Annotated in this window: 13 protein-coding genes; all 13 read right to left on the bottom strand. The window is 42.1% G+C overall.

Going from position 1 to position 26,335, the window contains the following annotated elements; all coding sequences use genetic code 11:
* Nucleotides 1-4 precede the first annotated feature (4 nt).
* A complete protein-coding gene (locus IPH84_19360; GenBank protein MBK7175316.1) occupies nt 5-1,126 on the bottom strand; it encodes a PQQ-binding-like beta-propeller repeat protein in 1,122 nt (373 codons plus the stop codon).
* Between the two features lie 303 nt (nt 1,127-1,429).
* The gene (locus IPH84_19355; GenBank protein MBK7175315.1) at nt 1,430-2,698 is read right to left on the bottom strand and encodes a PQQ-like beta-propeller repeat protein; all 1,269 of its coding nucleotides are present in this window, start codon (nt 2,696-2,698) and stop codon (nt 1,430-1,432) included.
* Between the two features lie 222 nt (nt 2,699-2,920).
* Nucleotides 2,921-4,135 (bottom strand): PQQ-like beta-propeller repeat protein, encoded by a 1,215-nt coding sequence (locus IPH84_19350; GenBank protein ID MBK7175314.1) that lies wholly within the window; start codon nt 4,133-4,135, stop codon nt 2,921-2,923.
* A gap of 147 nt (nt 4,136-4,282) precedes the next feature.
* Nucleotides 4,283-8,401, bottom strand: a complete 4,119-nt coding sequence (locus IPH84_19345; protein ID MBK7175313.1) for a S8 family serine peptidase — start codon at nt 8,399-8,401, stop codon at nt 4,283-4,285.
* 506 nt (nt 8,402-8,907) lie between these two features.
* Nucleotides 8,908-15,213, bottom strand: a complete 6,306-nt coding sequence (locus tag IPH84_19340; GenBank protein MBK7175312.1) for a hypothetical protein — start codon at nt 15,211-15,213, stop codon at nt 8,908-8,910.
* Between the two features lie 592 nt (nt 15,214-15,805).
* Nucleotides 15,806-18,814: a PKD domain-containing protein gene (locus IPH84_19335; GenBank protein ID MBK7175311.1), complete on the bottom strand. Its 3,009-nt coding sequence runs from the start codon at nt 18,812-18,814 to the stop codon at nt 15,806-15,808.
* Nucleotides 18,811-19,551 (bottom strand): hypothetical protein, encoded by a 741-nt coding sequence (locus IPH84_19330; protein ID MBK7175310.1) that lies wholly within the window; start codon nt 19,549-19,551, stop codon nt 18,811-18,813. The genes IPH84_19335 and IPH84_19330 overlap by 4 nt, the downstream gene beginning before the upstream one ends.
* A 534-nt stretch (nt 19,552-20,085) precedes the next feature.
* Nucleotides 20,086-20,415: a hypothetical protein gene (locus IPH84_19325; protein ID MBK7175309.1), complete on the bottom strand. Its 330-nt coding sequence runs from the start codon at nt 20,413-20,415 to the stop codon at nt 20,086-20,088.
* A 20-nt stretch (nt 20,416-20,435) separates the two neighbouring features.
* Nucleotides 20,436-20,948 carry a hypothetical protein gene (locus tag IPH84_19320; protein MBK7175308.1) on the bottom strand — a complete coding sequence of 171 codons (513 nt, stop codon included), beginning with the start codon at nt 20,946-20,948 and terminating at the stop codon, nt 20,436-20,438.
* Nucleotides 20,942-21,451: a hypothetical protein gene (locus IPH84_19315; GenBank protein MBK7175307.1), complete on the bottom strand. Its 510-nt coding sequence runs from the start codon at nt 21,449-21,451 to the stop codon at nt 20,942-20,944. The genes IPH84_19320 and IPH84_19315 overlap by 7 nt, the downstream gene beginning before the upstream one ends.
* A 2-nt stretch (nt 21,452-21,453) precedes the next feature.
* Complete coding sequence (locus IPH84_19310; GenBank protein MBK7175306.1) at nt 21,454-22,008, bottom strand: hypothetical protein; 555 nt, start codon at nt 22,006-22,008, stop codon at nt 21,454-21,456.
* Nucleotides 21,965-25,627 carry a hypothetical protein gene (locus tag IPH84_19305; protein MBK7175305.1) on the bottom strand — a complete coding sequence of 1,221 codons (3,663 nt, stop codon included), beginning with the start codon at nt 25,625-25,627 and terminating at the stop codon, nt 21,965-21,967. Before IPH84_19305 ends, IPH84_19310 begins: the two co-directional genes overlap by 44 nt.
* Nucleotides 25,628-25,740: 113 nt before the next feature.
* The gene (locus tag IPH84_19300; GenBank protein MBK7175304.1) at nt 25,741-26,325 is read right to left on the bottom strand and encodes a hypothetical protein; all 585 of its coding nucleotides are present in this window, start codon (nt 26,323-26,325) and stop codon (nt 25,741-25,743) included.
* Nucleotides 26,326-26,335 lie beyond the last annotated feature (10 nt).

Raw genomic sequence — 26,335 nt, 5'->3', positions numbered from 1 at the left:
AGTATTATTGATGATTTTTAATGTCATAAGCCAGTAATGATTTGCCATGCCTGATGTACAGGATTCCTGCATTAATCACTGGAATGGCGAAATGTTCTTTAGTCCCTTTACTGATCTTGAAAGAGCTAAGCACTTCCATTTTTTTACCTTCCGGGTTGATAAGTTTTACCTCACCCCGCTGATTATAGTAGTACAGTAGCTGATCAGCCCAAATCACTGCACCACTGCCCACCTTGAGTGAGTCGATAATGAGCCCGTTTTGAGCATCAAGGCACAGGAGATTTTTCCTTGAATCACTCGCTGTGAAGATACGATCATTCAGCTTTATGAAACCACCCATATAGTTATCAATGAAAGGATTTCTCCATACCTGTTCGATGCTGCTGCCGTCCGGGGAGAGTTTGAGCTTTACAGCGCAATTGCCATCACCTTCAATATAATATATATAACCATTATCATAGAGAGCCGTATTGCTGTGAGTATCGCCCATTCCATGTTTGCGTTCTTCTTTGGGGAGATTGATCTGTTCATGTGACCAGAGTAAATTTCCATTTGAAGCATCAATGCCCAGCATATGATAAGCAGTAAAAGTGACGATTATTTTCCTGGCGGGAAGCTGAATCAGCAAGGGTGAATTATAACCAGGGTATTCTCCCATCCCTTTACTAATCCACTTAATTGATCCATTCATTCGGTCGAGGGCTACCACATTAGTGTCCTTTCCCCCTGGAACCAGGATTACCATATCGTCAATTACCAGAGGAGATTCGGCATGACCGTGGTATGTGAACCTTCCGTGAAGCTCTTTTCGCATAACTGACCATAGTTTTTTACCGTCAGCTTTATTAAAACACCAGAGATTTCCCATACCTGAGGCTACATAAATTTGCTCGCCAACAACAGTAGGAGTGGAGCGGGATCCAGGAAAGGAATAGATCCATTCTCTTCCATAGGTTGATTTCCACAACTCCTTTCCATTTTTATCAAGTGCATAGAGATATCCTATGCTGTCTGTTTCTCCATTGATGTAGAGGGTTTCCCCTGAAAAAGAAGGAGAGCCATAGCCGTTGCCAACAGAATTGTTTTCCCAGAGCAATGAAGGACCCTCCTGTGGCCAGCTTTTCAATAAACCGGTATCATTGAATTTCCCATCCCTGAGAGGACCTCGGAACTGGTTTACTGTTTGAGCTATAATTAAAACAGTTATTGACAGAATAAAAAGGAAATCAACAAATACTTTTTCATATTACACTCATATTGAAGGGGTTTGTGATGAATTCAGTTTCAGAGAGAAAATTAAACCTTTTTTCGGACAATGAAGCTGTGAGACCTTTACAAGGTAAATGTAGAAGTGTTAAAGTATACAAGAAAAATGAATAGATGAATGTATTTAATCCATCGGTAAAATGCACAAATCAAACGGTATGTATTATGGCCTGAGTTTAAAAGCCATGAGGGCATCTCCTCTTCTTACAAGCAGATGACCGTTGTAAATACTGGGATGTGACCATGCAGGACCTGTTCCTTTTGGGGCTTTAAAACTTGAAATGATGTTAAACTTTTCAGGATCAGGTTTCACCAGGGCAACATTTGAATTCTTCTCTTCTACACAATATAAAAGTCCATCCGCTTCAATAATGGCACCTTTTGTATTCCACTTCGACTCATATGCGGTTATACCGCTCGCCCAGTCGATACAGCACCAGTTTCCTGCACTATTGTTAAGCCAGTTGGAGCCATAGATTTTCCCATCCTGCAAAACTACCCCACCCATATGACAATCGAGGGTGGAATCCATCCACATTAACTCAATGGAAGAGGCATCAGGAGCAAGTTTGAATTTTGCACCCACATGATCATAGCCTCCGGTAATGTATATTTCCCCATCGTGATACAGAGGAGTGATTGTATTGGTTTTTGGTGCACCAGGCCAGATTTCCAATCCTTTTTCAGGTTTCAGGGCTGCATAATTGTAGGTCCAGATTATTTTACCATCTGCTTCATTTACAGCAAGGAAGTAACTGTTGATAACTGTAACAATCATCTTTTTCCCACCATACTCAACTAAGAGGGGGGATACATAAGCGGATGTGTCATTAAGGCTTTCACTCATCCACAGGGTTTCTCCGTTGGTTTTATCCAAAGCTACCATGGTAGTAAGAGGGCCTGCAGGCGTATAAATCAACTTATTATCCGAGATGAGGAGAGATTCACACACTCCCCAATCACCAAAAGCGCCTTTAAATTTTTCTCTTGCGTCGAAGCTCCAGGCTATGCTTCCATCAGAAGAATTGATACATGCCAGATGCCCGCTGCCACTGATCACATAGGCTTTGCCATCTTCCAGGATGGGAGTACAACGGGTTTCAGGGAAAGATTCTGTCCAGGAAGGGCCGAAGGAGGTTTGCCAGAGGATTTCACCCTTAGCTCCTAAGGCGGTAAGCATATCATTTTTCCCGCTCATGCCTGTGATATAGTATTGCTGTCCATCCCAAACGGCTGTTGAATACCCTTTCCCAATTCCTTCCACTGACCAGGCCATTTCAGGACCCGAGGCAGGCCAGGAAGTCAGGAGGCCTTTATCAGGGTAGTGCCCGTTACGCTCAGGGCCGCGCCATTGAGCCGGTGCCTGGGAATAAAGTGATGATGAGAGCAATAACAGGCTTGAAGCGAGGAGTGTGGTGAATTTTGTGTTCATTAAGTAGGTTGGTATTTTAAGTGCTGAGTGCCGAAGGGAAGCCTTTGGCTCTGGGTGCTGGGTGCTGGGTGCTGGGTGCTGAGTGCTGAGTGCTGGGTGCTGAGTGCTGGGTGCTGGGTGCTGGTGTCCAAGGTTCCAAAGTGCCAATGTTCCAAAGTGCCAATGTCCCATTTTCAAATTTTCAAATTGTCGAATTTTCAAATTGTCGAATTTTCAAATTGACTAATTAATTTTATAAACCATGAGAGAGCCCCCGTGCCTGATATAGAGTTTGCCACCATAAATTACAGGATGTGCCCAATGTTGAGCTGCGCCGAATGGGACTTTGAAGGATCCTGTTTTTTTGAAGCCTCCTGAAGTGGGCTGCAATAATGCAACTTCACCGGATTCATCATAGGCAAATAGCATTCCGTCAGCGGCAATCACGCTTCCACCTTTCTGATTGAATTTATCAGAAAAAACGGTCTTACCACTTGCCCAATCAACACCATGAAAACCACGGTTTTTATCACCAAATCCGTAGATCACACCGTTTAAAAGTACAATGCCCCCGGTTTTAGGATCGAGTGTGGCATTTGACCAGGTTTTAGTTGCAATACTTCCTTCAGCTGATAATCTTAGCATATATCCGCCTGTTCCATAACCGGTTGTGATGAATAAATTCCCGTTTGAGTAGATAGGAGTATTTGGGTGGACACCATAGGTATTGACCAATTCATGTCGCCATAGTTTCTTTCCGGTGGCAGCATCGAGTCCAAGCAAGGATTGCTCTGTCATAGTGACCAATAGCTTTCGTCCGGGGAAACTGATCAGCAGCGGAGAGCCATAAGCACTCTTTTCACTATTGCCTGAAGAAGTCCAGATTAGTTTACCTGTATCTTTATTTAGAGCAATGATATTATGTTTGGTGCCTCCAACAGTAACAAACAGCTTTTCATCATCGATCAGAAGGTTCTCTGTTACCCCCCATTCAATCTGCTGGCCTCCATAGGTAGCAAACAAATCTACTGTCCATATGATGTTTCCTCTTTCAGCCCCCATGCATACCAGCTTTCCAAAGGAACTCATGATGTAAACCTTACCCTGGTGAACGAGCGGTGTAGATCTAACTCCATTCCAGTTTTCAGTCCATTCCTCGCCAAACCTCATTTTCCAGAGTTGCTTTCCTTCATGGCTCAGGGCAAAGATGTAACCGACCCCATTGATGGTGCCGGCAACAAATATTTTATCCTTAGTAACAGCAGCAGAGGTATGTCCTTCTCCAAGTTCATCAAAATGCCAGAGGAGGGTTGGGCCGGTTGCAGGCCAGGTTTTGAGAAGGCCTGTTTCAGAATAGAGTCCGTTTCTTTCTGGCCCACGCCATTGGGCTGTTTCTTGTGCAATGGTTATGAAAAATGAAGTCGTTAAAAGAATTGTTAAAAGGAAAGTACGTCGCATAGTAGGAGATTTGACGTCAAAAATACAATAATGAAGATTATGAATGATAACCATAAAGAATCTATGAAGATAAAAAAACAACCTGCAATTCTTTTGGATTGCAGGTTGTTTCATAAGTTGGTGAATTCACTAATCAGGAAAAGCGAATCATGGCAGAATAGCAGTAATTGCCATAGTAGCGTTATTATCGATTAAAGCCATATCTGATCCATCCACTAAACCATCACCATTGGTATCTTCCGCAACATATCCGGTTAATACTATGGTGCTGGCATTGTCAACTGCAGCCATATCGGAACCATCGACGATTCCATCCTGGGAAATATCTCCGGAATATAAAGCGTAGTTACCATCTGCTTTCAAAACAAGGTTATTACCATAAGCTTTTGATGGATTATCAAAGCTGTAATTTGTAGCTGTTCCGGCAAAGGAAACCGGAGTGGCTGTAGTGGTTTCGATGCTATTCCTATGACGGATAGTCACATAATAGGTACCTGTGAGTGTGCCTGGGATTTCAAGGTTCAGTTGGCCATTCGTACTTAGGTCAACATTAGAAACAGAATGCTCAATGATGGAATAATCTGTTTCATTGTGGAATTCAAGTGTTACCTGATCCGCTATTCCAGGTCCGACCTGTGGACCGAATTCATTGTTTGCCTGGCTCATCATTCCTGCAGTGGTATACAATCCTTCAAGGAATACATTGAGTTGGAGAGATTTTGCTGCATTTGAAATATTTACCGGGTAGTCTTCTGTTTCTCCATATATAGCTGCATCGCAAGGCCCGAAATCGGTATAGAAATATACTTCCCTAACACGTAGCCTGGATAAGCCTGGGTTAGCACTCACAGGAACGGTGAAAGTTATAACTCCTATGTCAGGAAGAGAGGGTAAACTCAGAAATCCCAGTTTTTCTGTTTCTTCGAAGTTCCCATCACCATCAAAATCAATCCAGGCCATCATATTGTTTCCCTCTGTATAGGTTCCGGCACTCAAAGTAAGAGAGTATTCAGTCCCCTGAGTCAGCTCGGCTGTAACTGCATCATAATAGGTATAGTAGGGTGAAGAAGAAGGACCTGTAGCATTATCGATTTCCTGCAGTTGGACTAATGAGATGTAATCACCAGACCCTGTCCCAGAACTATAGCTCGGTTCACAATAGTTTACAGGTGAAATTTGAACGCGGTAGTCTTCCGTTTCACCATATGAATAAAAAGCGCAAGGGTCTATGTCGGAAATTGCCCATACCTCCCGCACTCTCATTCTGGCTGTGCCAGTTATGGCAGTTTGTGGTACAATAAAAGAGATGGTTCCTGCTGAAGGAGAGGCTGTGAGAGTGACATTACCAAGTTTTTCAGAAAGATCGAACAGATTATTCTGGTTATAATCAATCCAGACAGAGATGTTATTCCCTTCAGTATAGGTCCCTGCTACGAGGGTGATTGTATACGATGCACCTTTCGTTAGATTCGCAGTCAGGGTGCTGTAATCGGTATAAGATGGAGAGGGTGTTGCCCCACTTGAGTTATTGATCTCTTCCAGTTGCACTAAAGAGATAAAATCACCTGATGCTGAGCCTGTAGAGTATTCCGGAATGCAAGAAGCGGCAACAGAAACTTCGATATAATCAGTTCTGGTTAAACTATTGGAGCCACTGCTATTTGTTGCTGTAAGTGAAATTGTATAGTAACCTTCCGCTAAAAACTGTACCTGGGGATTTTGTGATGACTGATCTGTGCCATTAAGGAAATTGCTGGTTGCCGGACTAATGTTCCATAACCAGGCAGATGGAGAATTTGAGGACAAATCCAGCAGTGTGATGATTTCTCCAACAGTTGGCGTCGTGTTTGTTGAAGTGAAGTCAGCTAGAGGTGCTGCATTGTTGCAAATGATGTTCGCTGACCATCCAGAAGTGGTAACAACATAATCCGACAGAAAACGAATTGTTAATGCTCCTGCAGAATTATTTGCCACTACAGTGCCGGGGCTTGCATTCCCGGTATAAGTTCCAATGAGTGGGTCAGCTATGGAAGTGCCATTGTAGATAAACATATAATCGTAGTCGAGCTCAATGTTAAAGCTGGTGAAATTGAGTTCAATCGAAGCACCTGAGGAGGCGGGGTAGAAAGTAATTGTTAAATCTTCATCGTTCGCGTAATAACCTGTTGATCCCCCGGAATCGAAAAACTGCCCGTTGCAAATTGTAAAACTACCATTCGTCATATTAAAGAAAGGCAGCTCTACTTTAATGTAAGAAGTTGCAGTCTTCGTATCTGTATCACCAGCTTTCGTAACTGTGAGGCTGACATCATAATTTCCGGAAGATGTGTACACTACCGGAGGTGGAATTTGGCCTGAGTAGGAGGATGGAGTGCCTCCGGGGAAAGACCATACCCATGTTTCAGGACTGCAATCCGACAGGTCAGAAAAAATGACAGTTCCACCTTCAATAACAGTGGTTGTATTAGCTGAAAAATTAGCAATTACCGGGCTGATCTCTATATATGCCGATTTGGTTTCAGTGTCGGTAGTGATTCCATCCGAAACCGTAAGGGAGACGTCGTAGAGGCCGTTAGCAGCATAATAAACCGGAGGTGGAGTTTGTCCGGAGAAAATGGATGGTGAGCCACCGGGAAAGCTCCATGACCAGGAGGTGACTGGTGCTAAGGTCTGATCAGTGAAAGTAACAGAAGAACCTGTACAAGAATTTACAGAAGAAGCAGAGAAAGCAGCTGTCGGAATAATATACTGCTGTGTTATAAGTAGGGCCTGGTAGGCATTAAGCCTTCCGCTACCCATAAGACTGGCATAGTCAGGATTCAGTAATTCAATATTATCGGTAGTATTCACAAGGATATCCCTTAATTCTGCTGATGTCAAAACACCTGGAAGAAGAGAGATAATAAGTGAAGCAACACCAGAGACATGTGGGCATGCCATAGATGTTCCCTGGTAAAAACCATAACTGCCGGATGTCAGGCAGCTCAATACTCCACGAGCAGCAACTGTATTGGTTTCTCCTCCGGGTGCTGAAATATCAACCCAGTTACCAAAATTGGAGTACCATGATTTCTGGTCATTATTATTGGTAGCAGCAACAGCCAGAGTGCCACTGTAATATCCGGGGTAATAATTGCCGGAACCGTTGCTATTTCCGGCTGCATAAATGGTGATGCCACCAGTAAGCACACTACCACCTCCATTGGAATTGAAATAATCAATAGCATCCAAGACCACCTGCTCATAGAAACCAGCAGAATTGTATCCCCAGCTGTTCTGAGAAACAGATGCGCCATTATCTGCAGCCCAGATAGAAGCAGTGTGAAATCCACTGCCACCGGAACTTCCGATAAATACCTGGCACGACATCAATCTAACACCATTTCCACTTCCATCTCCTCCTGCAATTCCCGATACACCTGCACTATTGTTAGTGTTCGCGGCAATTGTACCTCCAACATGGGTTCCATGATCACCTGGTACAATGGTTGAGTTGTTATCTACAAAATTGTAACCAATTCCAGGCCACATATTTGCCGCAAGGTCGGGATGGGTATATTCTATGCCCTGATCAATAATCGCAACTATCACATTGTTATTTCCCCTTGTGATATCCCATGCTTCAGGTAAATCAATATCTGCATCTGTAGTGCCTGATTGTTGACCGGTATTATTGTAATGCCATTGTTCATTGTACCTTGGATCATTGGGTGTATAATTCAGCGAAGTTCCACCAGATGGATTGGATGGTGTACTAATATTATTCAGATCAGCACCGATGAGATGCTTTTTATATACAGGTTCTGAAAACGCTATTTCTGTAAAAGCAGAATAGGTCAAAACCATGTTTCTTACATCAACACCCTGTGGGACTATGAGGTCATACCAGAGATGAAATCCCCATTGCCTGTGACGCTCAGTAAATTTTGTGTTTTGTAAGGCTGCATTGAAGGACTTCTGCACAGCTGTAACACCAAACTGAACATTTAATTGATCAATGGCCGGAATTCCAAACTGGATGATACCGCCAGGTCCCGCTGAAGGGCTTGTCTGATCCAGGAACATTTCCTGAGATCTGTTGAATTTGATCCTTATGATACCTTTTTCCAATGCTTCGTCAGGCACTGTTAATATATCAATAGGAGGACGTTCCCCCCTGATCACTGATTCATTTTCAATTCCAGCTATGCTGTACAATGACAAAAGCATGAAATTGAATATAATGATAAATCCTGGCAACCTGCCAGCAGAGTAAATTTTTTTCATAGAATTTGGGTTAGGTTTCTGGTTAATAATTTGACTTATTAGCTTATCCGGAATATCGAAAAGCCTGCAGTATAAGTTTGTGTCAGAAATGCCAAGAAATTAATAGGAGTAGATAGATCAAAGATAGATTCTGATTACTCTAGTTCGACATTTCGATGTAAATAAAGTTTAATTAGACTAAATAAAAATAAAAGTCTTTTTTATTGACATATTACACTGATTACTAATCTAATACATCGATACTACTTTTTTATAAGCTTAAAGTCTGTCTAAAATTGCTTGTTCCCATATAATACAGGAGTAAGAAATCAGAATCCAGAATGATTCTCAGAGTATTGGATAGAGTTTTTACTTTTTTTGACACCTGAGCACCTAAGGCGAACAAACGAAGTATTTGACAGGTTCTTACCATAAAGATTATAAATGAAACATCCTGCCAACTCAAAAGCTGGCAGGATGTTCCTGATAAGGCTGATTTGTCATTTCAGCCGGTAATATTAGATTGTTTATGGAAGGATAGCAGTAATTGCCATGGTAGCATTATTATCTATTAAAGCCATATCCGATCCATCCACGAGTCCATCTCCATTGGTGTCTTCTGCTACATATCCGGTTAATACAATGGTACTTGCATTGTCAACTGCGGCCATATCGGAACCATCGACTATACCGTCCTGGGAAACATCTCCTCCATAGAACACATACTGCCCGTCTGGCATCTGGAATAGATTGTCGCCAAAGGCTTTAACAGGGCTATCGAAATGGTAGGTGGTGCTTCCGGTTAATGTTATTGGTGTTTTACTCCAGGTTTCAAGATGATTCCGATGCCTCACAGCAATAAAGAAAGAACCGCCAATCACTTCTGAAGGATATTGCACAATAACTTCACCATTCGAATGGACAATTGCCGTTGCCGAATAATCAGGCGCCGGGTTTGACAGGTTAGCGGGTGACCAAAGGTTAAACACTACTGAATCGGTTTCAGTTGGGTTTGTGCTGATAGCCAGATCGTATAAACTTGCCCTCATTGTATTAGCTCCTGTATAATATCCCTGAAGGAAGAGTTTCAGGTTTAAAGTTATGAATTGAGGACAAACAGGATTACCAGCAATTGTATCTGTAATACCATCGCAATCATTATCAATACCATCGCAGATTTCAATTGCACCGGAGTATGCAGCCGAACTGTTGTCATTACAATCAGTATTATTCAACACATATCCATTGGGTTGGCTGCATGCTAACTGTGTAATAGCAGGATCACCATAGCCATCACCATCCACATCAGCATAAAAGGTTTGTGACAACGAAACGAATTCTGAATAACTCGCCTGCACATAAAACCTTTTATAAACACCACCGCATGGGTCGCCAAAAATCTGATAATTCTGTGTTAAGGTTACACTATTTTGGCCGATAACAAGCGACTCTACAATAGCCTTTGTGCTTGTTGCGTGGCAACTGCCCAAAGTAAAATTACCACAAGTGCCATTTGGTGTGCCATAACTGGCAAAATCAACCGAAGTAAATACTTTGCCGGGAGGTGCCGTTAAGGTAAAGGACTGGCCTTCGCTATAAGCCATACCACATACAATACCATTGGTAAAAATAACATCTGTATTCCCATCACAATCGTTATCTATCCCATCGCATATCTCTGTTGCACCAGGATTAACCGCTGCATTCGCGTCATTGCAATCAGTAGATTCAACAGTATATCCCGGAGGGGCTGTAGCTAAAATGGAATGTATCGTATCAGTCAAATTCCCATAACTGTCGTTATCTGCATCCCTGTAATACACAAATTCGAAGAATTTTACCAGGCTTACTTTATTTGCAGCATATTGTACCGACCAGCTTGTTGGCAGGTTTGCCTGGCTGAAGGTACCGCTTACTGCTCCGGCTGTAATGATGTCAATGGAGGTGAGGCTTTGTGGATTGAAACCGTTGATCTCCGTTGCATTCAGCGTGCCACTTATGGTTGCAGTGCCTGTTATCACCAGTCTGTCGTATTCGGTTCCGGGATTGGTTCCACCTATTTCGATATTCAACGCCGCATCGCCTTGACTATAGTTACCAGCTACGGTAAATATACCCGGACTTGAGCCGGGTTCAATAGTGGAAGTATTGTTCAATACCATGCTGCTGCTGAAAGTCCCCGTACCTTTTAATACTTTGGCAGGATCGGTAATAAAATTGAACGGCGCGGTGATATTGCCATTGTTGTTGATCAGGCTTCCATCGAAAGTGAGTATGCCGGTAGCTCTTAATTCAGCACCCGGATTTATGTTGATGATACCGCCAATAGTAAAAGGATTCAATTCCAGTGTTGAATTCAACACATTGATTGTTCCACTATTGGAAAATGAAGCCGGTTTAATATAATTCTGGTAACTGCTGTTAATCACACCAGTAGCATTATTTACAAAACTGCCGTCGTAAATGCCGACATGATAGATACCCCCTGAGGCATCCATAGAAATGTTTTTGTTGTTAATTAACGAACCTCCATTATTCATATTAAAGGTACTGGCGCCACAACATCCCGGGTAATAAGCATAAATACTCATATTACCATTATTGGTCAATTGAGTTTTCAGGAAAGTGGTACTGGAAAAAGAGATATTGCTTGTATCTGTATTGGCAACAAAACCTCCACTGATTTCTGCGCCATTTCCTACCGACATATCATCTTTTAATAATTTGGTTGCAGGGCCTCCGAATAAGCCGCTGATAAGGTTAACATAATTTAAATCAACATGGCTTTGGTTGAAATAAACATAGGCGGGAGAATACGGTAATCCAATTATGGTAGAACCAGGGTTGTAACTGGTGCTGTTCACCTGGTGATTGCCTTCAACGAAATAAACAGTGCCCGCGCCATTTATACTGGCATTGGATGAGAGGGTAGTCGTGGTAGATGGAATACCGAATTTAACCTGGCCACCAGCCGGTATCGTAAACGTTCCGTTTAGAACCGAGTTGGTGGTGGGGAAGATATTCAGTGATTTGCCATTGGCTATAATCGTTCCGTTGTTGGTAAATACCGTGTTTCGCAGATAGATTTCATCATAACCCGACCCGTCAGGATTCCCCATCAGGTTGTTTGTAATGGTTCCGGAGCTGTTATTATTAAATGTGCCGCCACTTAAGGTTTCATAATGAACGCCTCCACCACCTGTTTGAGCAAAAATGAACTGTCCGTTGTTTTCTATGATACCATTTGTCATCGTAAATACCGGTTCTACACAACAACCTCCGTAACCGGTTACAAGGTTTACAGTGCCGTTGTTGATAAGCGTGGTTTCCAGGGTACCTAAGGAGGTTTGGCCTGCCCCTAAATGCCCTGAGGTCGTATTATTTATAACCAGGTTTCCTCCGCTCAATGTTCCTGCCCACCAGGAATAAGAACTATTTATTTTTTTAATGGCAGGACCGCCAAATAGACCTCCATCCTGTAATACTTCTGCGTTGAAATTCACTTCTGGTTGAAGGAAGTTCACATTCGCACTGATATAGGTTCGCATTGCATTATACTGGCCACTTATATTATGTGTACCACCGGTGAAATGCATATTACCATCAATGCTAGACGAATCGGCATACGTAAATGTGCCTCCTGTGGTGATATTAAAAACCTTATTTACGTTGTTAGATGAAAATTGACCGTAATGTGATGCACTTTGGGCAGCTGTAATATTGCAGTAGCCTGCATTATTATCAGAGGTACCGGCTATAATCAGTCCGTCATTAATAAATTCATTCACATTAAAAGTGACTTTATCAAAGTTTGTCTGCAACTGTCCGCCGCTGCGGTTATGAAATTTTCCAGCATTGATATACATTTCTCTTACACCTCCGCCACCAGCTGTAATGATCATAGTCCCATCATTCAAAATAGTTCCTGAACTGGTACCATCAGTAAGCACGAGATAGCCTTCAACACAGCACCCTCCGTAATATTGGCTGAAATTGAATACCCCCTTGTTAGTAAGTTGTACCGCTATCCTTGCATTAGAATGTACACTGATCTCGCTAGTCACTAAAGCTGTACCATTGCCTGACAGCATGCCATTCTGATCCATATACAATAAAGCTCCGGTTCCTATAGAAAGGTCTTCACCCTGCACATCTATCAGGTTCAAATTGCCATAAACATTCAAACGGCCATTCTCAACAATCACTTCATTCGCATTGATTGTTTCAGCGTTGGATATTGTTACTTCATGATTGATGATAATGGTGCTATCAGTTGCCGAAGGTATACCTACTGACACCCATTCACATCCATCAAATGATTCCCAGGTTTGGTTGGAACCCCAGCTTCCGTTTTGTTTGCTTCGGTAAGGGCGATGGGTGAGGGATCCTGGAAATACAGATTCATCAGTATCATTGCAATCGGTATTGTTTAAAACATAACCACCAGGCTGGATGCATGCTACTTCTGATACAGCAGGGTTGCCAAAACCATCCTCATCAGCATCAGCAAAGTAAGCCGTGGATAAGGAAACAAGCGGATTGCTATTGCCAAATAATGTACTGACTTCTGCTCCAGTAATGGCCCTGTCAAATATCATAACATCATCCAACTCCCCATTTAAAGGAAAATCGAGTGAGCCATTTTCAATGGCCGCACCTATCAATACAGGGTTGCTATCATAAGGAATTGAAGATGTATAAGCTGCTGTGGCAACAAGAATTCCATTTACATACATTTGCCTGGTATCGGCCACATCATCAAGTGTAAACACTATATGGTTCCAGGTTCCAACTGACATAGGAGAGGTCATTTGTACAAAATCACCACAGTTTGTAGAATTGGAAACCCAGGTAGAGTAATTACCTCCCTGGCTGCCAAAATGCCATGAGTCATTAATGCAATTTATAGATTTATTGATGAACCCCGTTAGGTTTGTTTGGCTATTAATCTTCACCCATGCCCCTAAAGTGATGCTGGAAGGTCTTAGCAAAGGTTGGTCGGCAATGCTGATATGGCTACCAGCAGAACCAGGGAAACTCATGGCCCCATTGGCATTTCCCAATCTGTCGGCCACTGCAGTTACCGCTCCGTTAATTGTTCCGTTCAATCCATTGCCACTGGCATCGGCTGCATTTCCATTTAGAGGAAGATATAATAAAAGGCCATTCATAGGCGCCATATCTACAAAACCATCACCATTATTATCGAATCCATCGCATAATTCAGGGGCGCCTGGAAAACAGGCATCGCAATCATCATCAAAGTCAGAATTGTTCGGAATGCCTGAAGGCAATGGGGGGCCAAAGCCAAAACCATCGCCATCATTGTCAGCATATGTTACCAGGTCATCATCGGTGTCGCTTCCATTTCCACTATATCCCGGGAAATAAGCCAATGAGCAGATAATTGTATCATTATTGGGATCTCCATAACCATCACCGTCATTATCTCTGAAAACAGTAATTGGGGTGCAATCCATAGAGAATGAGCCTGCATTGGGGTTTGAGCAATCACCTATGTAATCAAAACCATAATTATATGCTCCAGATGGTAACCCTGACACTACTGCTGTATCGTTTTTGTTTTGGCCTGTACCAGCATACTGCTGTCCACTCACCAAATGTGTCATAATTACTGTCCATGGCGCATCTAAACAGGAAGATGTGGTAAGTTTAAAAGATACTTCACCATCCGATGCCCCGGGTGTCGATATGGATTTAGTAAGTGTTGCGGTAACCGTTCCATCACAACCCAGTGTTGGTACACCTGTTACATCAGCAGATGCAGGGCAATCCAGTTGCGGATCGCCACTTGAGGATGCTATAAATTGATAATTGGTATTAGTTAAAAGAGTCGCCGGAACTGAAGCAAAAATATGCTCTCCCTTATTGGCAGACCAAATTCCACCGGTGCCTAAAAGCTGACCATAGGCTTCAACGAGCGACCATGAAGTATAACAATTTGAAGATGTAAATGCAAACTCGATCACCGCTGCACTATCGCATCCAATCCCTTTTGATGACACGGTACGACTTATTTCTGTAAGTGTGGAACTACAGCCTGAACTTGGTATGGAGATGCTGGATTCGGTGTTGCCCTGTGTGGGGCCGGGAATAGCCCTGCTGCAACTAACAGTGTAATTGCCTACCGGTACATCTAAAAATGTGATAGATTGTCCATACAGTTCTTCTGCCGACAATAAAATTTCATTGCCATTCGAGGTGGTACCCTGCAGAGTTGCAGACCAGGTTTGTGGACCCGGGCCGACACAGGATTTTTGGGCAAAATCATCGCTATAACCACATACCACTTTGTGTCGCTGACAGCCGCCATCTCCAGTTTCTGTAATAAGTTCCCCTCCACCATTCACTTGTACAGGATCAAGTGAAATATTTGCAGGCAGTTCAGTATATACTATCGTTTCACAAGGAGTTGAGCCACCCGGTTGATAAGCTCTTACTTTGTAGGTCCCAGCCTCCAGATTTCCGAAGATTCCGGCTAAGCCATTACTTGAATAAATTGATGTGGATACCTGCTGAAGAATATTACTGGCTGAATCCAAAAGCTGGAATACAATACCAGTACTTGCACACTGGGTAAGTGAGCCTGAAAAAGATATGGTGCCATTGTTACAGCCATAACCTGTTTGCATGGTTGTACCGGTAATTTGAAATACCGGGGCGATACAAGGAGCATTAGGAATAGTGATTTGGAATGTTTTTACTTCGCCAATATTGCTACAACCAATACCTCCAAGAGTAGCAACAATAGTATAATCTCCAGGGGGATATTGCCTATCGTATGTACCTACTCCTCCACAGTTTTGTAACATGAAGGGCTGCCCCCCTGGAGATACATCGACACTCCAGCCGATTGTCCACAAGCACTCACAATTTTCAAATTCAAACCTGATCGTTCCAGGGCAGTCATGAGTTGTGGGGGCTGTTAGCAAATATGCATTGAATGTCCCCACCGTAGCATTTTGTGCTTTTGAATTAAGCGCAAACATCAGTAAAAGGCATAATCCTGTTACGATTTTACTAATTGCCGTGTTCAAAGTGTTTTTCTGAAAAAAAGTAGCTTTGTATTCCATATTTCCAATAGATTACTTAATAGTTAATTTAATTTGGGCAGATAGTATGTTGTAAGAAAAGGCAGGGAATAGCTAAGAGCAGAACACGATAATTTGATATAATATTTCTGGTAATCAGTTCCAAAAATAATTGAGTAATCATTACTACCGACAAATCAGTAAAAATAATTTATATTAAGACTAAATAAAAATAGAGAAAAAAATTGAAGGATAGATGCTATCTATAATAACTATGAATGAATCATAAAATGAAACATCCTGTCAACTCGTTGGCTGGCAGGATGTTCCTATTAAAGCTGATATTCTGTTTCAGCCTGAAAAAATTTGGTTTTTAAGGTATGATAGCAGTAATTGCCATGGTAGCATTATTATCGATTAAAGCCATATCCGATCCATCCACGAGTCCATCTCCATTGGTGTCTTCAATCACATACCCGGTCAAAACAATGGTGCTGGCATTATCCACAGCGGCCATATCGGAGCCATCGACGATTCCATCCTGGGAAACATCCCCTCCATAAATGGCATACCTTCCATCGGTAGTCATGGCCAGATTGTTGCCATATGCTTTAAAAGGATTGTTAAAGTTCAGATTGACAATGTTTGATGCAAATGAAATAGGGAAGCTGCTAACTGTTTGGATGCTATTTCTATGAAAGACTGTTACATAATATGAACCAGTTAAAGAAGCCGGAATCACAATTACAGCTTCGCCCCTGGTGTTCAGTTGTTCTCCAATCGCAAGATGTTCGAGTGTATAATAGTCCGATGCATTAGAGAGAGCTACTGAAATCACATCAGAAATATCGCCTGCAAATGCCGGTCCAGTGCCGTTACTGGCTTTAATGAGATTGCCACTGCCTGAATACAGCCCTTGCAAAAGAGCAGTCAGCACAAGTACTTTATTCGGGTTAATAATATTAACATTATAGTCTTCAGTCTCACCGTAATATCCCTGGGCACAAGGATCCATGCCGAAACCTCCCTGATAGACTTCTCTGACTCTTAAGCGCGTTGTGCCGGGGACAGCATTTGATGGCACTGTGAAAGTGATAGAACCTGTTGCAGGCAAAGGTGCAAGATCGATAAATCCAAGTTTTTCTGATTCTTCGAAAGTTCCGTCCACATTATAATCAATCCAGGCACAAAGGTGATTTCCTGAAGAATAAGTTCCGGGGCTAAGTGTTAAAGAGTAAGTTGTACTTGCTGTAAGATCTGTTGACAGGGCGCTGTAATAAGTATAATATGGGCTTGCAGCCGGGCCTGAAGTATTATAAATTGTACCCAATTGTACTAAAGAAATATAATCACCTGATCCGGATCCTGAGATGTATGATGGCGTACAGTATACTTTCGGGAGGAGATTAACATTATAGTCCTCCGTCTCACCAAAAGATGCATAAGCACATTGGTCAATGTTGGAAACAGCAAAAACCTCTCTTACCCTTAACCGGGTTGTTCCGGTCAGGCAGTTACCTGGTACCGAAAAGTACAAGGTTGAAGTAGCTGGAGATGCGGTCAAAAGTACTGTGCCCAGTTTTTCAGATTCTTCAAAAGTACCGTTGAAGTTATAATCAATCCAGGCAGCAATATAGTTACCATTGAGAAATGTTCCGGCACCTAAGGTAATCGAGTAGTCGGAACCTGAAGTCAGATCGGTAGAAAGACTGCTGTAATAGGTATAGTAGGGACTTGGTGCTCCGGCACTGCTGTTATTTATAGTGCCTAACTGAACAAGGGAAATATAATCACCATAATCCGTTCCATTTCCTGATTCTGGTTCACAATACTGAACAGGGAGGATGTTTACATTATAGTCTTCTGTTTCACCATATGGCAAAGTAACGCAAGGATCAATACTAAAGTTTGAATAGTCTTCCCTGACCCTCATTCGCGTAGTACCTAATTGTGCATTATAAGGAACTGTGAATGTTATGGTTGCAGTTGAAAATGCTCCTAAGGAGGTAACATTTCCTAACTTTTCACTGGATTCAAACAGTCCGTTCCTGTTAAAATCAATAAAAACTGCAAGTGTATTTGTACCACTGTAGGAACCGGGACTTAAAGTAATCGTTTGCGTTGAAGAACGTGGCAGGTCGGTTGATAAAGTGTTATAATAGGTATAGTAAGGACCCACGGAAGCACCTGTGCTGTTATTAATGCTTCCCAACTGCACAAGGGAAATATAATCACCTACTCCGGTGCCTGACGAATGTGAAGGAGTACAATAACCGACATTAATATAGTTACTCTTGATTTCCGAATCACTTCCATAGGTATTGCTAACATTCAGTGTCACAGTATAATTCCCAAATGCATTGAACTGTACCTGCGGATTTTGGGAACTGGCACTGGTGCCTCCGACAAATGTTACTGTCCCCGGGCTGAATGACCAGGCCCAACTGGTGGGAGAATTGACAGATTGGTCAGTGAAAGTTACAGTTTGCCCAACTATAGGAGTGGTAGTAGATGCTATAAATTGGGCAACCGGTGAAAGAGGGACAATTTCGAAAACCCCTACCTGGTTTTTTCTGCCACCATTGAAGTATTCGCCGATAGTCCAGAATTTTGCATCATCAGCCGGATCAATGGTCATTTGAGCATAATCACCATATCGCGAAGATGGGTCAATTTGTGTTCCATTGGCAAAGGACTCTGGTATAAGGGTCATAGTTCCCAATGGGTCAGTAGCCCTTCTTCCGGTAAAGCGCAGGGAAGGGAATTGAGAAGTTCCTACAGTGGTATATGACATACCAATGCTTCCGTTGGCATCCATGCACATAGTTCCGCAGAATGTACTGGGCGCGCCGGGAGGAGAAAAGGTGCCTTCCTGGTAAATTGTCCATGGGGCACCATCAGTTGTCTGCCGGAGTTCATACCAGCGTATCCCCGAATAATTATCAGCTCCATTCAAATCCACAACGAAGTTAAATACAGCCGTATTATAAGTGGGAAATCGTCTGTATTGTGCCATATACATGATAGTTGCCTGCAATGCATCAATATCAGCTCCTCCTGGAGGTTGAGGCAGGTTTGAAAAAGATCCGCCATCGAACAATCCGTCAAATGGTTGCGTTGGAATGATCTGTGCGGCTGAAATGGTGGAACTGGCCGGGGTTACCCAGTTAACATTAATGTTCCATAACTTTAGATGGTCTGATGCAACACCTGCCCAACTGTCGTCCTGCATATAAACCACGGGTACATTGCCGGCAGGTGGAGCTGTGGGGCCATTGGCATTGAAAGCCAGAGGACTGTAAAATCCACTGTTAATAATACCGGGAAGTGGAAATCCGATCATTGTTGCCGGCAAACCACTCAGCATATTGGTTCTGTTCATGACAAAACCACCTGGCTGGTACCGGGAGATCCCTGATCCTTGTTGGCTGTGACATAGTACCCGTCTGACCAGACAGAATATTTAGGATAATCAGGAAATGAACTTGTCGCAAAACGATAGACCCACCATCCGCTGGTAACGGGATTTGGTCCTTTACTAACAGCCACATCGAAACCATTATTATAGAATTCAGAGATCAGAAACCTGTCTGCATAACGGTCATAAACTACAATGGGGTCTCCTAAAGTTCCAGGAAAGATTGTATTCAGTGAAGCTGCTGCGGTTAATGGGTTGCCAGCCTTGTCCCAGATTCGAAAGGCTGAATTCCAGGAATTTACATAATGATTTGGGCCCACTGCACCTGTAGGGTCCGTTGGGGTAGCTGTAGCACTTGCCGCTTCAAATGAAAGGAGGGGAGCTCTTCCGGATATTTGGGGAGCCCTTGATTGCTGATCCAGCAACGGATCACCATCAACCGGAAAGCCTTTGCCGGGAACGGAGGTATTTGCCCCCCAGCGTTTAGGATTGAACTCCTTAACAATGTTCTCAGCTGGTTTAAAGGTGCCATTGGCCATTTGTTCGGCAATGGAAGGTACTTCTGAAACGAGAACGCCCTCAATAATCAAGGTAGGATTCTGAGGACCTTCATTGATGATATTTTGATCGGCCTGGGCCATAGAAGGCATAGAAAAACCAATAAACATCAATAGTAAGATGAGGGTAATGGTTGTTTTCATGTTTGGGTTTTTGGTTAATGAAATAAGAAGGTAACAGCTTGATTGTATTCAATATTCAGCATTGTAGACTGCACAATGTTAAAAGTTGTTGATACAATATTGTATCAACAATTGTTTAGAATTGAAGAATTTAACTTTCAGGTTTTTGGGTGTTGGTAAGTGTTGATAAAAAGTAGATTACCAGAGTATTGGATAATTTTTGATTTTCATTTAGCTAGTGTTCTTTGTAAATATGTGGTCTAAAAAACATATTTAATATACCAAAGATACATTTTCATATTCAGATTTCGACATTTGTCAATAAATAAATTATATTTAGACTTATTAAAAATAAAATATATAAGTCGCTGACATAATTACATATACATGATAATAGCTGTAAATAATAACCTCCCATAGTTTTAGCCACTATGGGAGGTCAGTAATTAGTGAATAAAGATTTTGTGAATAATACTATTTTGTTGTAGTGATCATTATTTAATTTAATGTCGCCAATGATTAAATGATGATATCTGTCAGATTCGCTAAATGAAATTACGGATGTACTGAAATAATAGTTGCTGTAGAATTATTATCGATCATAGCCATATCAGTCCCATCAACAATTGCATCACCATTCACATCTTCAGCAATATACCCTTGTAAAACCGCAGTACTTGCATTATCGATAGCAGCCATATCTGAGCCGTCAACAATACCGTCCTGGTTTACATCGCCACCATAAATGACATATGTCCCATAAAGTGCTTTCTGATTTGATCCATAGGCCTGTGCTGCAGCAGAACTAAAGTTATAGTTTATCACTGTGTTGCTAAATGAAACCGGAAACTGGGTAGTTGTTTCTATACTGTTTCTGTGTCGCACAGTAATGTAGTAACTGCCATTCAGGTTGCCGGGTATATTGATGCTGGTTTGACCATTAGTAGAAAGAAAACATAAGCAGAATACACCATATTATTGTAGTTTCCTGATTGCCTGAGCTCGACTCTTATTTCATCAGCAATTCCAGGGTTATACCTGGGCCCTCCATTGTCCATTGCCTGACGCATGACTCCATTACCTGAAATCAATCCTTCAAGGAAAAGGGTTAAATTGAGCGTCCTGGTTGGCGGGGGAGGAGTAAATTCATCCGCTCCAATATCAGGCCTGACCAATGAACGTGATTCTCCGTCAATATCAGTGTTAACTTCAGGTCTTGGCACTCCGGCATCGTTTAATGATTCAGAGGTAACATGCAGATCCAGGTTGCTAACAAAACCCGGGTTTTCACTAATCGAGTGCTCATCAAATCCTGTTTCAGCATTCCAGTCATCAAGACCAGGCATGGGAACCATCCTGTAAAGAAATAAGTCGGGGCCGGAACTGATAAAGTCGTTGTAGTCTGACTCACCTAACAAATGATGATTAATTGGATTGTCGTGATAAACAATGCAATATCCTCCTGCTGATTATTAATGATATTGTTGACTAGTGAGTTATCGAAAGTAAAAGGAGAATCCTCGCAATCAAACATCATCCCGGTTGAGAACTCAGCATTGGCAGATACCAGGTTTATACTATTATGAAGAATCCTGGTTTTATGAAGTTGATAGAATTGGATACCATAAATGAAAGCTGAGTTGGAGACCATTGCCATCATATTATTGCTGAGTATTCCCGGTTGACCGCCATCCATATTGAGATTATCGATGGTCATTCCAAACAAATTCTGATCAATTGATTGCAGTTGAATATTGTTATTACTCACATTAAAACCATTACTGATATTTGACAAATTTATTCCATTTACATAAAAGTGAATAACATTTGTATTGGAAATGGTATTGTTGAGTATTACCGGATGATTGTGATAGTTAAGCCAGATTCCGGCATCATTAAAGCCTGTTATTGTATTTCTCATAATCACACAATTTTGAATGGATGCACTGAACTGCCAGTCAGGTAGATTGCATATGCCCCATTGGTGATTTGATTTCCATCGATAAGTATTCCGGAGCATTGAATATTATTTGCATGAATAACATCATTATCGTTACTCAAATGAGAAGGGTCTGAAAAGCCAATGATTTGATTATTACTAAATTTAAGGTTATGGCAATCGTTCTCAATAACAATTACTTTCCCGTAAGTGGATTCAAAATCCGAAAAACCAGTAGTCGTCAGAATCAGATTTCTGAACACGAAATTGGAGGCCTGGCTGAATTTGATGGTAAAGTTGTTTGTAGGTCCAGGTTGAGCAATTATTGTAGCTTTCTGAGTAATTGACTCGCTCTGAAAGGTGATGGTTTTTGTAGGACTGCAACCTTCGATAGAAGAAAATGTGAGTTGTTCCAGATATTGCCCTGGTTTGATGTTAAATACTACATCATCTGATATGCCACGAGTTTGCAATGCTTCAACAGCTTTTTGAATATCATAAAAATCCCCGGTTGGCGACTCCGATTGTATATGTTCCATACATGGCATCAGTGAATTCAAAAGATGGGGTATCCCAAATAATATAATCATCATCAGGGTCAGAGTCACAATTGTTGTTATCCCATGACATATAAACAGCTACATGCCATTCACCCACAGTGAGATTAAACCCGGGGATTGTACTTAGATCAATTGAATAATTATAGTTGTAAAAGGCGCCATTAGCCAGGGGTGGAATATTGATATATCCCAGCATGGCTTCCGGTATGCCATCAGGACTGGCGTTTTCAAGGGCAAGTGCTACCTGGCCGGGATTGCTGAGGTCAAACGGTCCTTCATTGACAATACGTTGCGAAATATCGAGCGTACTTCCATGCAGATTTACAGTTCTGTAAGTGGGATTATCTACCATATTCCCGCAACTTCCTGAATATCCTATATCCTGTGCCGTATTTCCTGATCGTAATCCAGTGCTGCTTGCGGCACCCACAACATAATAATTGTAGGATTGTCCCTGCACGGCTGTAAAATCTTCATAGGTTCCATTCAATGTATTACTCCAGTTTGCAAGAACAGTTAGAACCGTTGGATTTTCAATGGTGCTTCGGCTTACTTTGTAATAAGTAGCCCCTAAAACAAGATTCCAGTTGAGAACCACTTTATCAGGATATATTCCGGTGGACGCTGTCAAAACAGGAGCATCAATTTTCCTGTAACCTGAGTTCTCGGTTGAGTAGCCGCTAATTGTGATAGTAGTGTCTGCAGCTGCTTTAATCCAGTAGTAATAAACAGTGCCGGGTGCAGCATTATAATCATAGAACCTCCTGCTGGTTTGCCAACTGCTGATGGGTGAATTGCTGGGAAAACTAAGGATTGTTCTGTAAACCCTGTAATAATTGGCTGAAGTTGAAGCATTCCATGTAATCTGAACATATTCTGTACTAGTACCGTCAGTAGCAACTACTCCAGTAGGAGGTGTAAGGTTCCTGAATCCTGAATCACCTGTACCTAAACCTGTTGTGATGGTCCCTGCTGCATCTTGTGATGCTTTGATCCAGTAATAGTAGATAGTTCCGGCTGTTACTGTATTGTCTGCATAGGTTGTTGTTGTTTGCCAGGAAGAAATTGAAACAGCTGATTCAGGGTCGTCAGTTGTATTCCGATAAACCTGGTAATAATTACCATTCTGAACAGTATTCCAGCTTACTGAAATATTTGTGGTGGAAGTTCCATCGGAAGCAATTGCAACCGGTGCTGTAACAAATCCAAGCCATCCTGTATTTGCTACACTAAATCCGGAAGCATAACTGCCAAGCTGACTGTTTGCTGCTCTGACCCAGTAGTAGTAAGTATTTCCAAATGTGGCAGTATTGTCAGTGAAAATTGTATCATTTATCCATGTAGTTCCACTAATATACATATTCTCAGCTACAATAGGGCTTGTATTTCTATAAACCCGATAATGACTGGCACCGGCAGAAGGTGGCCATTTAATCTCTATTTTATTTCCATACTGACCATCGCTGGCAAGCACGGGAGCAGGCGGGGCAATGCTTCTGTAACCCGCATCACCGCTGCTGAATTCAGAAGCATGTGAACCAGAGGGATACCTGGAGGCTTTTACAAAATAGTAATGATTTACCCCACTGGGGACTGTTAAGTCTTCAAATGAAGTGCCTGAAAGCCATGTTGCCGGACTTATCTGCTGACTGAAGAATGTAGAATTAAGCGTTGATCTGAAAACAGCATAATAAAGGGTTTCTCCTGTTGGGTGTTGCCATGTTATGACTACTTTCTGGGTGAAACTGCCATCAGTTGCCTGTACATTGATAGGAGGAACCGGATTTGCCGGTATAGTTACTAATGAGGTGCTTTGCCAAACATTATTTGTCTCATTGGTTTCAACTATTGCATTTTCAGGGTCAATAATTAACCCAAGGTAATAACTTCCTTCAGGGATTTCAGGTGAAATACCGGCCACGTCCAGGTTGTTGATCTGGCATTGTACGGTGCTTCCTGAGGGTATTTCAGGTATATCTACAGTGGCTATGAGGTAATCCGAAGATGTAATGTTTTGGTCAACAGATAAATAATACTTTGCAGTTGCATTTTCAACCGTGACCATCGATGCTGATGAATTCACAGAATTAGATGCATTGATCACTGAACCATTGGATGTAACAGTCCCTGTACCTGCAATCAGATCCGGTTTATAGGAAGTCATCACCTGGGTCTTCCAAACACCCCTGCCATAGGTGGCTGCAAAAATCTGCGCCGGGGTGGTAGAGTAGTTTATCACAAGATCCCTTACCTGCGTGAGCGGTAAATCAGCTTTAAACACTACCCAATTGGTCATGGTATTATCCTTATAATAAACCCCTGCAGTGGTTCCAACATATAAACCATCCTGTGAACCATTCATATAAGCTATTGACATCATTCCCAGGTAAGGCAGGTTACCCGTGATATTGATCCAACTATCACCTTTGTTTGTTGATTTGTATACGCTATGTCCCCGAACCATGTAAACGATATTTGCATCTGTAGGATGTGATTCGAATCGAACACCTCCATAGCTATTTGGTACTGGGAGTTCGGTCCAACCCGGGTCAGCTGCCCCAATATTATCACTTCTGAACAATCTTCCATTTTCATAAGCAACATACAGGATCATCCCATTTCCTCTCGATTGTTCAATAAACTCAATCCGGGTATCCGGATTCACTCCTGCAAGGTTATGAGATACTTCTTCAAATACCACATTATCTGCATTGGGTTCCTTAATATTGCTGCTTCTCCAGACATCATTGGCACCATAATACATCTTATTCGGATTAAAGTAGTCAATCATGAAGGATGTCTGAAATAGTGCTGTTTCATTAATTCCATTTACTGTATTTCCAGCAATCAGGGAAAATCCCGCATAAGCCGTACCTCCATTTGCGGAACGGGAAACGGGGCCACTCTGGCTACTTCCATAAACATAATTCTGATTAGCATGGTCAAATTTGCATGTCATGCCATCACCCCCAAGTGACCGGTACCAGAGTCCACCATTTGTGACAAATGTTGATGCATCCTGGTTGCCGATGATGATATGTTCAGGATTCTGAGCGGCTACATCCATCCGGTAACTTGTAGTGATCCTTAGCCCTGTGCTAGAGTATACATAATTGTTTCCGTCATCGCTGTACCAGATACCTGAATCATTACCAATAAACAATCGATGGGTTACCGGATGAATCTCAAATACATGCTGATCATCTGCATATACAGGTTCCTGGTTCACCCAGTTCAAACCACCGTCAGTTGATTTATAGATATTGATCATTCCGCCATACATGATATTTTCATTCAGCGGGTCAATCACAATGTCAAGGTTGTATCCACCCTGTCCTTCTCCATCAGAGAATCCGTTGAGGTAATTGTAACTCCAGTTTTCTCCCCTGTTAATAGATTTAAAAAGCCGATAGGGCTTTGAATCGCGGGTGCCAATAATAGCGAGCAAATCCGGATTATCAGCTGTAACACCTATAGCTAATCTGTGACTGTTTGAAGTAAGAATTGTTTCCCATGTAATCCCAAAATCGGCTGAACGATAACATTTATTCTCATCAACACAATAAAGCGTATCACCACTTCCAGGACATATTTCCATATCCTTTAAATATGCAATCAAACTCCGTGACCAATTTGCTCCTCCATTGGTGCTTCTGTATATGCCTTTAGAACTTGCTACAACAATAGTATCCGGGTGGCTCGGGTGAAATATTATTTTTGCAACGTAATGATCGGTATAGGTTCCAAGTGGCACCGGAGACCAGTTTTGGCCAGCATCAGTGGATTTATATAACCCGATTCCTCTTGGGTTTGACTGTCCCGGTCTCCTGTACCAATATAAATAATGTCAGGATTTTCAGGATTCAGAGCTATAGCTGATACACCCAAAGCTGATATATTATCTGTATTGAGGTTTTCCCATTGCAGGCCATTATTGTAAGAAACCCAGACGTAAATTGTATTAGGATTGGCAGGATGGAAGGCTATTCCGGAAACTCTGCCAATTCCAGCAACAGGCCCTGAAAGGTTATCAGCATCAAGCACAGGCATGTCGGGGCCAACACTCGTCCATTGACCAGAAATAGATTGAGATGGATTTGTTGTCATGAAGAGTTGTGCCTGTTCAAGATCCAGTTGAGGTGACCTGATTGAGCCATCGGGTTCAATAAATGGACGTTGTGCATCAAACCAACGGGCAACAGGTTTGTATCCGGATCCTTTTTGTGGCTGCTTATCTGACCAGAATTGATTGAACTCCGACTTCAATTGATAATAATTTACAGCAGAATCAGACATTTTCCGACTC

Source organism: Bacteroidales bacterium, from assembly GCA_016707785.1.
In the GTDB taxonomy this organism is placed as follows: domain Bacteria; phylum Bacteroidota; class Bacteroidia; order Bacteroidales; family UBA4417; genus UBA4417.
Note: the sequence above shows the minus strand (reverse complement) of the source record. Positions and strands in the feature narration are given on the sequence as shown.

Excerpts from the sequence above, each read along its gene's own strand:
- IPH84_19330 (MBK7175310.1), bottom strand. The coding sequence starts at position 19,551 with ATGAAAACAACCATTACCCTCATCTTACTATTGATGTTTATTGGTTTT.
- IPH84_19340 (MBK7175312.1), bottom strand. The coding sequence starts at position 15,213 with ATGTTACAAAACTGTGGAGGAGTAGGTACATACGATAGGCAATATCCC.
- IPH84_19345 (MBK7175313.1), bottom strand. The coding sequence starts at position 8,401 with ATGAAAAAAATTTACTCTGCTGGCAGGTTGCCAGGATTTATCATTATA.
- IPH84_19355 (MBK7175315.1), bottom strand. The coding sequence starts at position 2,698 with ATGAACACAAAATTCACCACACTCCTCGCTTCAAGCCTGTTATTGCTC.
- IPH84_19305 (MBK7175305.1), bottom strand. The coding sequence starts at position 25,627 with ATGGAAATATGTCCTGGAAGTGGTGATACGCTTTATTGTGTTGATGAG.
- IPH84_19315 (MBK7175307.1), bottom strand. The coding sequence starts at position 21,451 with ATGAGAAATACAATAACAGGCTTTAATGATGCCGGAATCTGGCTTAAC.
- IPH84_19350 (MBK7175314.1), bottom strand. The coding sequence starts at position 4,135 with ATGCGACGTACTTTCCTTTTAACAATTCTTTTAACGACTTCATTTTTC.
- IPH84_19310 (MBK7175306.1), bottom strand. The coding sequence starts at position 22,008 with ATGGAACATATACAATCGGAGTCGCCAACCGGGGATTTTTATGATATT.
- IPH84_19335 (MBK7175311.1), bottom strand. The coding sequence starts at position 18,814 with ATGAACAGAACCAATATGCTGAGTGGTTTGCCGGCAACAATGATCGGA.
- IPH84_19300 (MBK7175304.1), bottom strand. The coding sequence starts at position 26,325 with ATGTCTGATTCTGCTGTAAATTATTATCAATTGAAGTCGGAGTTCAAT.